The sequence below is a fragment of the Pseudobythopirellula maris genome, assembly GCF_007859945.1.
Classification (GTDB): domain Bacteria; phylum Planctomycetota; class Planctomycetia; order Pirellulales; family Lacipirellulaceae; genus Pseudobythopirellula; species Pseudobythopirellula maris.
The window spans coordinates 83,097-96,329 of record NZ_SJPQ01000003.1 but is presented as its reverse complement, the minus strand read 5'-3'; the positions used below and the strand labels follow the sequence as shown (position 1 = coordinate 96,329).

Here is a 13,233-nt window from a genome sequence, read left to right as displayed (position 1 = left end):
CCCCTTAGGGACGCACGAAGACCTTGCCGCCGTTCACTCGAAAGGCGTGGGTCTCGTATTGCTCGATCCGCATCGGCGTGTCGCTTCGCAACTCCTCGACGAGTGTCGAAGAGCGACCGAGCGTCCCATCAAAGCGGAGCGATCCGGACGTGCGCTCGACGGACGTCACGTTGATGACTAAGGGGTCGAGCGGCGGGTCGCCTGAAAAAACGCCCCACACCTCGAGCCGCGTTCCGGGCGTCTCTTCGAACCGGTGCGCGGCCTTACGCAATAACTGGTTGAACCGGCGGTTGGCGGCGATCTGGTCCGAGGGGGTGTTGTTGACCAACGCCACGGCCCGGTCTTTCAGCGGCGCCGTCTCGCCCGTCGACCGCCAGAGTGTAATCGACTCGGGCTCGGCGGGGAATGCGACGAAACCCCCAGAGTATTCTCCCGGCACGCACCATGCCCGTGTGTCGTCGGGAGCGAGTTCGGCGATCAAATGGCGGGCCGCCTCGAGGCCCTTCTCGTGATCGGGGCTTTGCCAGCTGGCGGTCCCGACCGCCAGCCAGGCGGAGGATTCGTCCAAAGCTTTCTCGACCTCGAGAGAATCGCTATCGGTCTCCCACCCCGGGCGGAAGGTCCCGCTTCCGCACGCGACCCACAGGTTGACGTCGACCATGCGGACGAGGAACGCGTTCTCCGTGCTTCCGGCAAAACGGAGCGGCGCCGTCGAGGCGAAGGGGTTCAGGCGATTGGCGGCGGCCGCCACCTTTTCTCGCTGCAACTCGATCGGACGGTCCATCAGCACGGCGGCCTGGAGCTGCACGAGCCTGTACGGCGCCTCGACCGGGTGCTCCTCGTGGAGTTCGCGGAAGGCGCCGCCCACGAACAGCCGGCCGAAGTAATCGTTCCAGTAATATTCGGTGGCGTTGCCGCCCTCGCTGATCAAATCTTGGATCTGCGACAGGGCCTTCGCCGGCTGGCCGGAAGAGGCGTGGAGCATGAGCTCGAGCTGCTTGCGGTGCGTCGAGTCTTCGACAACCGAGATCCAGCCGCGGGCCTTGTTGGGCTGATTGGTGCTGAGTTGGGCGGCCAGCGCGCGCTCGAGGAGATCCTCACGCTGGTACGCCGACAAGTCGAGCTCATCGCTGTTGACGGCGGAGAACGCGTACGACGGGAAGTCGTCGCGGCGGTTGCGGGCCCAGGCCGCTTCCGCTTCGAGCAGGTCGAGGCGCGCGTCGTAGCTGCTGCCCTGACGCTGCTGGGTGATCATCTTGTTGAACTCGCCCCACGCCTTGCGCTCGATCAGCTCGTCGGCGTAGTTCTCGAGCGCCTGGTCCTTGTTCTCTTGTGTCGCGAGATAAGACTCCCAGTCGCCCGCCTCGACACACAGCGTCAGCATCCGCCAGTTCCACTGCCACAAGTCGCCCGTCTCGCCCGAGGCCTCGAAGCCCCGCCGGAATGCCGCGACCGCTTCCGGCCAACGCTCGTCTTGCGCGGCGACCTCGCCCCGGATGAATTCGAGCGCCGGGTCGTCCGGGTGATCGCGTCGATGGGCTTCGAGGAGCCAGTCGACGTGGTCCATCCGCTTGTCCGCCAGCGCGAGCCGCGCCAGCTGCAGGAATCCCTGGGCCGGATCGTCGGCGGCGCGATACGCCTCGAGTGTCTTGCCTTGTTCAAACATCGTTCGGGTCAGCAGGTAGCCGAGCGAATCCGCCTGATACGAGGCCGTTTCGGCTTGCTCGTCCTCGCCCTCGGCCAAAGCCTGGGCCCGTTCACGCGCTGCGCGGGCCAACCGCTCGGCCTCGGCGTACCGCTCGTCGTCTACCAGCTGACTGATTTGTCGCGAGACGAGGTCGAGGTTCTTGGGGAAGCGGCGCCCAAACTCTTCGATCGCCTTGCGATACTCCTCGTCGGTGATATCGATTTCGCCGTCGTCGTACCTGTAAAGCAGCTCCTCGAAAGCTTTCTCGGTGCTGATCTGCCCGAGGGCGTCGGTTGCCTGATTGTTCTCGGCCATCACACGCACGAAGTTAACGACGCTGGTCGCCTGGGCGTCTGGGTCGCCTTCGGTCACGAACGCACGCCGCAGCAGGTCGGCGGCGCTGTCGTAGTCGCCCGCGATCTCGTCGACCACAGCCTGGGCCCTCAGGGCTTCGGGGGTTCCTGGCGTGCGGCGGTTGAGATAGTCGGTCAGGAAACGCAATGCGGCGAGGTCCTGGTAGCCGGCCGCCGCGACGAGCGTCGACGCGGTTTTGGCAGGATCTTCCAGGCGGTCGAGGTCGTCGCCGAAGCTCGTCTTGTCTTCTTGGGGCAGGGCGAACAGCACTTTCCGCAGCGCGGCGATCGATTCGGGCTCACGCTTCAGCAAACGCCGCCACTGCACGACCGCCTCTTGCTCACGCCCCATCCGAGACAGCAGCTGCGCCCGTTGCTCGATGGTGTCCGGCGTGGGGCCGACCGTGCTTTCGTACCGAATGAGGCTTTCGAGCGCAGCCCCGGGGTTGGACCACTGCTGGTGGAGCATCCGCTGGTAGTGGGCGCCGGGGATCTTGTCGGGCTTGGCGATTCGATCGCAGCAGCGCAGCACGTCGTCCGACTCGTTCAACGCCGACCAGCGGTAGGCGGTGAGCAACCACTGGTAGTCGCTCAGCCCCGGAGCCGGGGTCTGCCGCTCCGCTTCGCGGAGCTTCTCCTTGGCCGCTTCGAGCTCGCCTTCCTCCAATAAAGTATCGGATTCATCGACCAGATCGACCCACTTCTCAAACCCGGTGATGGCGGGCGTGCCGGTGTGTCTGCAGTAGGCGCTGTTCAGCCGCGACTCCGAAAAGCACAGGTCCAGGCGTTCCCAGTCGTAGATCTTCCAGCCCTCATCGGAGCGGTACAGCCAGAAGCGGATCTCTCCCTGATCGCCGTCGCTAGTCGTTCCCAGCACGTAAGCCACGCGCGTGTTGCCGCCGGGCTGCGGATTGACCAGGCCGACGACGCTGAGTTTGGTCCACAGGCTGACAGGATCGGCGTAGGAGCTCAGGTTGCGATGGAACTGGTTCTTCTCGAGCGTGGACCAGCCATTGAGGCCCCCGTGGTCGAGTGTCCTTTTCATCAAACGATCGTAGTCAATCAGCTCGACAAGCCGCCCGGTCTCGCCCGCCTCGATGTGCTCGCTGTAGGTGGTGAACAGCGCGGCGACCTCCGAGAGCTCGGTCAACTCGGTCTCGGTCATCGCCGCGTTGCCGGCCGCGACTTCGTACTCGGAGAAGACACGCACCGACTCTTTGCGCAGCTCGCTGTGAGACCGAATCGGCGCCACCTCCAACTCGGACAAGTCGACCGGCTTGTACGAGGCGATTTTCATCGCCACCAGCCCGAGCACCGAAACACTCAGCAAGACGCCCAGGCCCACCAGGGCGTAGACCCACGGCTGGCGCCCGCCGCGCTGCTCCAACTCGGCCCACCCCTCGGAGGCGGGCAGGCTGGCGGCGGCGCGGGGCGGCTTGGCGGCGGGCGTCGGTTCGATCGGCTCGAGCCGGATCGATGCGTCGTATTCGTGGGTCTCATCCGCCATGGAAAGATCGGCCGCTCCATGTTCTCAGGGTGTCAATCGATAAACCACGCGGCGCCCAAAAGAGTGGCGGCGTCACGGCCGGTGTTTTTCAACATCGAACAGCGATTCACAAGATAGCAGCCCCTCGAGAGAGGTCCCACCTTAATATCACGACCAAACGCCGCCGAAACGCTAAGGCGTTTCCGGTCCCGCCGCCTCGAGGTCAAAATGGTCGCTCGAAAGCGCTGGGTTTTTTTGCCCAATTCCGTTCCGCCGCGGACGCACTGAGGAGAGCAGGGGGAGAGCGCATAAGAGCGTATAGAGAGTGGCGGCGCCTGTTCTTGCGAGTCACGCCATCCTTTAGAATAGAAGCCTGCGGCAGGAGGGGCCGAGCGGCTCGCTAGATCGGGGATTAGCGATTGGCTGAGAGCTCAAGAAGTGTTACGCCTCTAGTTTGCGATTTCTCTTGAGCACCGTTGTCGACCTTGAGCACCGCTGGCGACGCACCGAATCCTCAGCCCTGACCCATGAACGGCCCCCTGTTTTCGGATTCTTGTGTAGGCAAGACCTGGTAAGGGAAACTCCGAGTAAGGAACCCGTGCGGCAGCCCAACGACCTGTTTCCAGCGAGTTACCAAGAATCGCGCGAGCTCTTTCGCGAGGCGACCGCGGCTGACGTGGCGTGGCGGGAATCGATGGCGATCGATGCGACGGGCCCCCAGGGCGAAGAGCTCGCCGTCGACGCCGCTCTGTTCGGCGCGCAGCGGCCGCGGAGAGTGGTTGTGGTGAGCTCCGGCTTGCACGGCGTCGAGGCCCCGCTCGGCGCCGCGATCCAGCGCGGCTGGGTCGAACGCTTCGCCGCCGGCGCCGAGTCGTTGCCCGAGGGGACCGCGGTGCTGCTGCTGCACGCGCTCAACCCTTACGGGTTCGCCTGGCGGCGGCGATTCAACGAAGACAACGTCGACCTGAACCGCAATTTCCTGCTCGCCGAGCAGGCGTACACGGGGGCGCCGCCGCTCGCCTCGGCGTTCCGCCGTGCGCTGGGAGGCGAGTCGCGCCGCCGCCGGGGGCTTACCGGCCTGCCGATGGTGCTGCTCGCGGCGCGTCACGGTGTGCGGTCGTTCTGGGAGACGTTGCCTCCCGGGCAGTACGAGCACGACGACTGGCTGTTCTACGGCGGCCGCCGGCTCTCGCAGTCGGGCGCGCGGCTCGCCGCGTTGTTGCCGAGCCTGCTCGGCGCCTGCGAGGAGACGATCTGGCTCGACATCCACACCGGGTTGGGACGCGGCGGCCGCTGCGACTTGCTGCTCTCCGAGGGCGAGCGGCCCGAGGAGGAGGCGTGGTGGCACAACGCCTATCCCCACGAGACGGTGGTCGCCGCCCACCGCCCCCGGCGATACCCGGTGCGCGGCGGCTTTGGCCCCTGGCTGCAGGAGCTGCTGCCGGGCAGCGCCGTGCATTACACCACCGCCGAGTTCGGCACTTACCCGGCGTTCCGTGTGCTGCGTGCGATGGTCGCCGAGAACCGCGCCACGCGGGCCGATCCCACGATCGGCCCACAGCACCCCGCCCGACGCCGGCTGGCCGAGGCGTTCGCCCCGCAGAGCCCGAAGTGGCGAGCGCGCACGTTGGCCAAGGGGCTGACGCTCGTCGAGCACGCGATCGGCTTGCTCTGAGGCCTTAGAGCGGTTTGCTCATAGGTGTAGACGCTCGGCTCGCGATCGGGGTCATGGCTTCGTCAGCCTGCATCGACAATGCACCGCATTGCCTGCTTCGGCTTCCTCGCCACGCCGCCAATCGCTTCCCCGCTCGTCCACACCAATTCGAAAAACGCTCTAGTCTTCGCTCGGCGGTTCGACGTTCAGCACGACGCGCTTGAACTTGCCGCCGTCTTCGGGGGCGAGCCGCTCGACCACCTCGACCGTCACGTCGAGTCCGTCGCCGACGCCCCCCGTCTCCAGGCTCTCGCGCACGGCCCGCTCGACCTCCGCCGTGTCGGGCTTGTTGCCGCCGATCGGTTCGACCTCGATGCGAACCTTGCCGAGCTCGTCCTGGGTCAGACGGTACTCGCGTACCGGGGCGCCCGAGCCGATCGCCTTCTCGATCAGCCCCGGGTGGAACGAGCGGAAGCCGTCGCCTTGGCGGGCGAATAGCAGGTCCGACGTGCGTCCCTCGACCCGCTCGATCAGCGGCAGCCGGCTGCCGCAACCGCACGACTCGTCGGGCGCCATCACCAGGATGTCGCTCACCTCGTAGCGGATGAACGGCTGCACGCGGTTGGCGAGGTTGGTCACGAGCACCTTCGCGCAGCGCTCACCGACGGGCACGGGGCGGTTCTCCTCGTCGACCGTCTCGACGATCGCCCAGTCGGCGTTCACGTGCATGCCGCCTGTCTTGGGGCAGCCGTTCGTCAAGAACAAGCACTCCCCCATGCCGTAGTCGTCGAGCATCGTGGCGCCGAACAGCTCGCCGTAGCGGCGCCGCATGTCGGGCAGCAGCACCTCGCTGATGTTGGTGATCTGTCGCAAGTTATCCTTGAGGTTGATCTCGCCCGCCTCCTCGCGACGCGCCAGGTCGTGCAGGATGCTGGCGTAAGTCGACAGGTGGGTCGGCCGGAACTCGGCGAGCTGCTCGGCGAAGTTGCAGTCGCTGAACGACAGCTGCTTCACGTCGATAAAGTTGCGCACCCCCTCGGGCATGTACTGGAACGCCGTGCCCGAGGGGTAAAACCCCGGCTGCATCGTCACCGCCGCCAGCCGCACCGGCTCGACCAGCCGCGAGAGCATCTGCGAGAGGTCGAGCTCCTCGCTGTTGCCGCGCGAGGCCTGCAGGGCGAACAGCAGCTCGAAGTCGCGACGCGATTTAACCAGCAGCAGCGGCTGCCCGGTGCTGCCCGAGGTGTGGCTCAGCACGAACTCGTCGCGGCAGAGCTTGCCGAGGTTGCCCTCGTCGTCCATGAACGCCTCGACCTCGTCGCGCTTCAGGTCGACGGTGAGGTACTCGTCGAAGTGCTCCATCACCTCACCCTTGCTCACCGTGGGCAGGTCTTCGAGCCGGGCCGTCTCGGGATCGTGGTCGGCGTACTTCTGTGCGAGGTAAGGCGAGTGCTCCTTGGCGTGGGCCAAGAGCCTACGCAACCGCCGCCGTTGCTTCTGCTCAATCCGCTCGCGCGGAGCGGTGGTGTCTGCCTTCAGCTCCAGAGCGCGGGCGCCGAACCGCACCGATTGCCAGAGCCCGTTCGCGACGTTCTCAAGACGCTCGGGCAGGGTAGGGGGGGACGCATCAAGCGGGGAGTTTTCAGTCACGCGGGCGGCGCTCGTCGTAGGGCAGGGAGAAGTAAAGTCGATCTCGTCACTGTACTTATGAGGCATGATCTCCAGTTTCCGTGCCAAACCGCACCGAAACCGCTCGAAAGAGCTATCCAGCCGTGGGAAGGTAACGAAGCACGCGAGCCGGACCTCCACCCACCTCGCCGCCCGCATGCACAGCGACCAGCCAGGCTGCCGGAGACGCCGGCCGACAGCAGGCCGATCAGGGGGCACGCCGCGAGCGTTTTGCCGATCGCCGCGGCTGCTGTGCATTACTCTCAGCGATCACCACCTGCTGTTGTTGACGCCTCCGGGCGACAGGTGCATTCTCCCTGGCTCTATTCATCAACCATGGCGCTGCAATGACTCCGCCAACAGCATATGCAGCAGGTTCTTAGGGGGCGCTAGAAAGCCATCCACAGAGGTTTACTGCGGGGCCGCGGTTAACCGCATAATTGCGGGTGGCTGATTATATTACCGCTGCGGCAGCGTTAGCATGACGTCGCGCTTGCGCGAGGGCCCAACGAGTTCGGTCCCTGCCGCAAGCCTACAGGCGATCCCCACGAAACCTTCCCCACTGGATTTCCCACCCTGATGGTAGGCGGCCCTTGCGGCCGCTTTTTCGACTTTGGTCGTGGCGGGGCGTGTCTGCCCCTGCTGGATTGCGATCGGACAGTCGAGGCAATTGTGGACTCTGGAGGACATGCCCCGAGCGCGGCAGCGCCGGCCGGCTGCTCCACCGTCGTTTTCGGTTTCTCGCTTTACGCCTGGAGATTAGACCTCATGATTCGATGCATCGCCGCGCGCCTGTGCGCAGTCACCGCGTTGTTGGCCGCCGCCTCGACGGCCTCGGCAGTCGACTACTACTACGTCGGCCTCACCGGTGGCGACTTCTTCGAGCAGAACAACTGGAACGACTCGCCGGACGGGCTGGGCTCGTTCCTCGCCACGCCGGTCATCGACCTCGGCACGGGCGACGTGGAGCACTCGCTCATCGTTGACGGCGACATGGTGGCGGCCGCGGCCGACATCGACTTCGGCATGGGCTCGCTGACGCTTGACAGCGGCTCTTCGCTGACGGTCAGCGGCAGCGAGATCACCTTCGGCTCGGGCAGCTCGCTGACGATGATTGGCTCGTCGCTCATGGTCGACGGCGGAAGCTCCGGCCAGATCGAGCTGAACAGCGGTTCGAGTGCTTCGTTCACGGGCGCCAATGTCGTGGCGACGGACGACATCTTCTTCCGCAGCAATGTCTCGATCGTCGACTCCTACTTCGAGAGCACCGTTTACATGGAAGACATATGTGCTCGTTTGGTGCTAGATTCCGAATGCGGAGAGAGCATGTTTGTTCAGGGGCCTTTTATTTCTACATCTACCACATAGTCGCCTCTTAAGTGATTGCGACCCAGCAGTAGTCTATGCTGCATGTCGCTGCGGTCTGTTAAGGTGACAAGGACTTTCTTCTCTTTGCCGGAAACGATGATGGGAATAATGATTTTGTACCTAACTTGGTCCCCGCCCAGCGTGCGAACGTAGGCATAAGCCATGATCTCGTGTGACATCAAGACAGGAGTTGTATTTCTGTCATATGTTGTGAAGGTGATCTTCCGTCCTACATTCTCTGAAGGGCGACGAGAAGCTCCGCTGAGCTTGACTTCTTCTGCGTGCAGGGAACACGTTTCTGCACCTGTATCGACTCTGGCGACCATGGGTACCGCGTCCTTACCAATAGAGGCGAGTGTCGTTCCACCAATAATAATCTTGCCTTGCGCATTGGCTGCGATTGAGTCACTTTCTGCTGCTGAATCTGAATTGTGACTGCTTTTACCCGTGCTGACGGCTGGCGTGCTGTCAGTGGGTGCCTTCTTTACACCCATCTTCTCCGCTGCTGGCTGAGCAAGTGCACTTCCGTCTAGTGCGAACAGAAGTAGAGTTAGAAAAGCAGTTGCAAACAGTCGTAGTAGACCGTTAATCCTTCGTTCTGCACTCTTGGTTTCGTAGATCACCGGAAGGCTTTGCAGCCCCCCCATGGTACGCACGCTATTCGGGTATCTATTTTCTTGACAATCTCTCAGGGGCTGTTCTAATGCGGCCACTGCGACTTCCTTTCTGGGGGGGGTGCTGTCTACTAAATTACTACTCTGTGGGGATACCATGCCTATTGCACATGAACGCTATGTCGGAGGGTTGCGAATTGCAGCTGCGCTGATGTTGTACAGCTCACTGAACTGCAGTGTAGTGGCAGAGCAAGAGAGGGGGCAAGTCGTGTGTACGCGTATTGCGTATGAGGGCCATCCTTCTAATGACATGAGATCCACGACTTCGAGTTCCAGTTACGCAGGCGATGAGGCTACGTTGGGGTACGAGTATGGGCCGTGTTTTGCGTCGCATGCGGAGTCGCCTGCATCGGTGTTCTCGGAGGTGCTCGCATTTAGTATTGCAGCGACAACAGCTAGTCGTGATGGGTCGCACGCTGATTCGCTTGCCATGTCGCAGGCGTCTTGTCCAGTCGCCGTAGGGCAGCAGTCCGCTGTCGCCTTTGCTACGTCAGTATCGCAGGCGGTGTTTAATTCAAATGGCCAAGCACGATGCAGTCATCCCCCGTGTGAATGCGAGGAGGAAGAGGAGGAGGAGGATGATGATGAGGAGGAGGAGGAGGAGGAGGAGGAGGAGGAGGAGTACGAAGTCCCATATTATGAGTATGAACAAGAGGAGGAGTTGTGTTTGGTGTATGGTGATGGCGAGTCATACGCTGATGCGTCATCTAACAGCAAGACATCCTGGATCTGCGATGTCCCCGACGCCGACTGCCGTCGTGAGTGCTTTATATATCTAAAGATATTATCTGAGGTGGATTTCTCGAGTGAAGGGAATGCAGACGCGCACGCTTATTGCACGTGCAGTTCTAAGGGCCATTGCTTCGGCTGGTCTGTAAGTGCTCTTGGCAATAGCAGTACGGGATTTCAAGTGCCCGCAAACAGGGATGGTACGGGGGGGCTCATTGCGGTTCCCAGTGTTAACACTGTGTATCACAAGGTCACGCCTTTGTCCCCCGGGCAAACGCAGGGGAACGTGCGGGCCTCCACCTCCATTTCTTGCAGCGGTGTGTCATTGAGTGGTACAACCGGTTGCCCAGCTGGGTTCTTGCCGCCCACCTACACTTGCTCCGACTGCGTTTCCATGGATGATGCAGACACGTCTGGATTGTCAGACGCAGTGGCTACATCAGCGGCGGAGTTTTTCTGCGAGGGCGGTGGAGAAGAGGAAGAGGAAGAGGAAGAGGAAGAGGAAGAGGAGTATGAATTCGGTTGCTTCGAGTTGGAAGAGGAGGAAGAAGAGGAGGAGGAAGAGGAGGAGGAAGAGGGTCCGTATGTTCACCAAGTATTGTTCCAGCGTGCTGCAGAGACACTAGGTTACCCCTCGCAGTATGGGGATGTATCAGTATCCACCGAGAACGGCGTCTGCGACAACGCCGCGTCATCTGACTCTTACTTTGCGTCTGACTCCGATACCTCTGTTTGGGTTATACCTGCCAGTCTGTCTTCACCCATGGAGTATGCTCAATCGCATGCGTCCTGCTATTCAGGCAACTGTGGCGTGCCGGTAGGCGCATCGCTTTTACTGCCAGTCGGCAGTTCTTCTTGCTACTCTACTTCTAGTACCGGGTCGCTTTCCGCAGGAGTGCTACGGCCAGAATGGGACGTTCATTGCTACTCTTACAATGAGTGGACTCCACTTCAGCCGGCGGGGACGAGTAATGGTTTAGCCACCATGAAAGGGTGCATACGCCTTGAGTCGCATGGTGATGCCTCTTTCGACCAGGGGTATACGGTAATGGCTTATGTTGGTGATAGTGTGGCGCAGGCGGTGTATCAGGGGGCGGCTGGCTGGGAAATTAGTCACACCCTAACCTCCTCTACTGAGGATGACGTTAATGCTGCAGCGGCGGTGTCTGGGCCTGTGTTCAAGCCATCATTGCGGGAGGAGCTTGTGTTTACGCAGGCTGTATTGGTAGGAGACGATTATGAGATGTATGCAGGGCAGTGGGGGGCTGGTGGGTATGGCATTACAACAGGGGATGCCTCTAGCGCGGTGGTGGGTGAAGTATCCATGAGTGCTACTCTAACTGAGTAGCGGCACGCTGTATTAATGTAATCAAATACTAGCGGAGGTGATCCTATGGGGGGTATGTTGCGTTATTTGTGCATCGTGCTGTGTGTCGCTTGCAACTCGGTGGGTGCCGCTGAGATTGAAGCGGGTAGCAATCGCAGTTCTGGCGTGCATGCAGCTGGTCAGTTAGACATGGCTAGCGTGTCGCCGCTTGCTGCTTACAATAGTGTACAGTCTCATTTTAAGCGTATTCCTGTTGATGGTCTAAGCGGTGCGGGCCTAGGTACCTTGGAGCATTCGTACCATGAGCAATTATCACGCATAGTGAATCGATTCGCTGATTCTGACCCATCAATACTTTCAGCGGATGACGCGATGGGTATAGCATTAAGTTACGAGATGCTTGGTGATTGGAAGCTAGCGCAGCCATTTGCAGAACGAGCATCTCTCGCCGGCGATGATGAAAGGTATAGCTTCTCGCTGCTCAGAGTGCTCTTAAATACTGGCCAACTGGTCGAGGTTGAGGAGCGGCTTGGCCGCATGTCCGAAAGTGGGGCACTTGGTAGCGACGGAGCGATATTTTACCTCTTCTTAGCTAGGAAGCACGCAAGCCTGGGAGACATGGGCAATGCTGTGAGGCATGCGAATGCGTATGTTGACTGCATGACAAAGAAACCCAACGCGAGCGCCATCGAGGCTCTTATACATGCAATCCCTAGTCTAGCTGATTTGCAGTTAACAGAGGGTGACGCGCAGCCGAGAGAAGGGGTGCTTGATCGTTTGTATCAGTATGCAGACTCTAGCAAGATGCGGAGCGTTCAAGAATGGGAGCGGGAGGACGCGGGCGGATACGATTTAGCAGTGGTTGCCCCACGCATTGACCTTCTTAGAGTCCTTGCTTCGTATGAGGTTCCACAGCTTCCAGTGGAGATGTGCATTCAGGCAGAAGAGAGGCTGTTGCTATCTGCGTCCAATGTATACTTGACTGTACCGACAAGTCCGCAGAAGATTGCGCGGATGAAAAGCATCTTCGATTACCTCAGCGAAAGAAGGCCGAATACGCTCGCGAAAGACGTTACCTTGCAACAGCTTAGAGTCTTGTCTGAAGATATTCAATTAATTGTGAAGTGGACGGAAGACGCAGTGGGGAGCAGTAGTAATAGTGATCCTGCTTCTGATCCTCTTCTTGGTGCGAGCACGGCCGCTCCTTCCGTGAGAGATTACATGAGATTCAGCGATCACGGGCCTCTTTATTGTCGTCAGGTAATAATGAATCTTAGATCTCTAGAGGAATCGCATACGCGTTTGGTCAATCAATTAAGCGTAAGTGATACTGAATGATGGATAGCCTGGCTGTAGAGCTCCAGCGAGATTCGACCAACAATTTAATGGGCACGCCCCTAGGCTTAAGCTACTTGTGCAAGTCGACCGATTTAGGTAAGCGACTCATTCGCCGGCGCCGAGTTCAACACCTGGGGCGGGCGCGTTTACTTCGACCTCAGCGACAGCTGGTACGCCGGCCAGCCGCCGGGCGTCGACCCGACCGACGACTACGGCGTGCAAGACGCGGACAAGACCCCCACGTTCGACACGCCGAGCGACAACTGGCGTTACTCGACCTCGTCGGACAGTTGGAAGGGCTTCGACCTCGAGTCGGTCGACCCTGTGGCCGACGGCCGACTCGACCTATACGCCACCGCGCTGCACGAGCTGATCCACGCGCTCGGGGCGACGACGAGCAACATGGCGGCCTACGTGGGGCTCGACGGCTCGGGCGACTTGGTCGGTGAGAACCTTGTCGCCACGTACGGCGGCCCCGTGCCGGCCGTGGGGGGGCACTTCGCTCAGAACGTGCAATCGATCGTGTGGGGCTCGGGCGACATCGTGTCCGAGGCGTCGCTCGATCCAAACGCGCTGCGCGGCGTGCGGAAGCACCTGACCGAGTTAGACGCGGCGCTGCTGCGCGACTTGGGGTACGGAGTCGCCTCGCAGTTCCCGGCGCCCGCACTCGCGGGCGACTACAACGGCAACGGCGTGGTCGACGCGGCCGACTTCACCGTGTGGCGTGATCTGCGCGGCTCGGCGGGCTTTGGGCTGGCCGCCGATGGCGACGGCGATGGCGTGGTGGACGACGACGACTATCAGCTGTGGATCGCCCACTTCGGCCAATCGCTCCCCCTCGGCGCAAACCCCACGCAGGCGCCCGAGCCGCGGGGGCTTTGGCTGGCGATCGTGGCGGCCGGCGCCGCGGGGCTGAGCAGGGCGCCAGCCGGGCGTCGCGGCTGCTGAG

General features: G+C 61.5%; 8 protein-coding genes. 5 read left to right on the top strand and 3 right to left on the bottom strand.

The window, feature by feature from the left end; genetic code table 11:
• Window positions 1–4: 4 nt before the first annotated feature.
• Window positions 5–3,547, bottom strand: a complete 3,543-nt coding sequence (locus tag Mal64_RS13275; RefSeq protein ID WP_146401039.1) for a tetratricopeptide repeat protein — start codon at window positions 3,545–3,547, stop codon at window positions 5–7.
• A gap of 577 nt (window positions 3,548–4,124) precedes the next feature.
• Between Mal64_RS13275 and Mal64_RS13270 the strand changes: the two genes are divergently transcribed.
• A complete protein-coding gene (locus Mal64_RS13270) occupies window positions 4,125–5,201 on the top strand; it encodes a DUF2817 domain-containing protein (protein WP_197525747.1) in 1,077 nt (358 codons plus the stop codon).
• Window positions 5,202–5,360: 159 nt separating this feature from the next.
• Here the strand turns inward: Mal64_RS13270 and Mal64_RS13265 are convergent, their stop codons facing one another.
• A complete protein-coding gene (locus tag Mal64_RS13265) occupies window positions 5,361–6,896 on the bottom strand; it encodes a phenylacetate--CoA ligase family protein (RefSeq protein WP_197525746.1) in 1,536 nt (511 codons plus the stop codon).
• Window positions 6,897–7,616: 720 nt separating this feature from the next.
• Here Mal64_RS13265 and Mal64_RS13260 point away from each other — a divergent pair.
• Window positions 7,617–8,216, top strand: coding sequence for a hypothetical protein (locus Mal64_RS13260; RefSeq protein WP_146401034.1), 600 nt, complete (start codon window positions 7,617–7,619; stop codon window positions 8,214–8,216).
• Here the strand turns inward: Mal64_RS13260 and Mal64_RS13255 are convergent.
• Complete coding sequence (locus Mal64_RS13255) at window positions 8,183–8,929, bottom strand: putative ATP-dependent zinc protease (RefSeq protein WP_197525745.1); 747 nt, start codon at window positions 8,927–8,929, stop codon at window positions 8,183–8,185. The two genes, Mal64_RS13260 and Mal64_RS13255, sit on opposite strands and share 34 nt — an antisense overlap.
• Before the next feature lie 466 nt (window positions 8,930–9,395).
• Between Mal64_RS13255 and Mal64_RS19880 the strand changes: the two genes are divergently transcribed.
• The 3 genes from Mal64_RS19880 to Mal64_RS13240 all read left to right on the top strand — a co-directional run bounded on the left by Mal64_RS19880 (window position 9,396) and on the right by Mal64_RS13240 (window position 13,232).
• Window positions 9,396–10,967 carry a hypothetical protein gene (locus Mal64_RS19880; RefSeq protein ID WP_197525744.1) on the top strand — a complete coding sequence of 524 codons (1,572 nt, stop codon included), beginning with the start codon at window positions 9,396–9,398 and terminating at the stop codon, window positions 10,965–10,967.
• 54 nt (window positions 10,968–11,021) lie between these two features.
• Window positions 11,022–12,284 (top strand): hypothetical protein, encoded by a 1,263-nt coding sequence (locus tag Mal64_RS13245; RefSeq protein ID WP_146401030.1) that lies wholly within the window; start codon window positions 11,022–11,024, stop codon window positions 12,282–12,284.
• A gap of 216 nt (window positions 12,285–12,500) precedes the next feature.
• Window positions 12,501–13,232 (top strand): hypothetical protein, encoded by a 732-nt coding sequence (locus Mal64_RS13240; RefSeq protein WP_146401027.1) that lies wholly within the window; start codon window positions 12,501–12,503, stop codon window positions 13,230–13,232.
• Window position 13,233 lies beyond the last annotated feature (1 nt).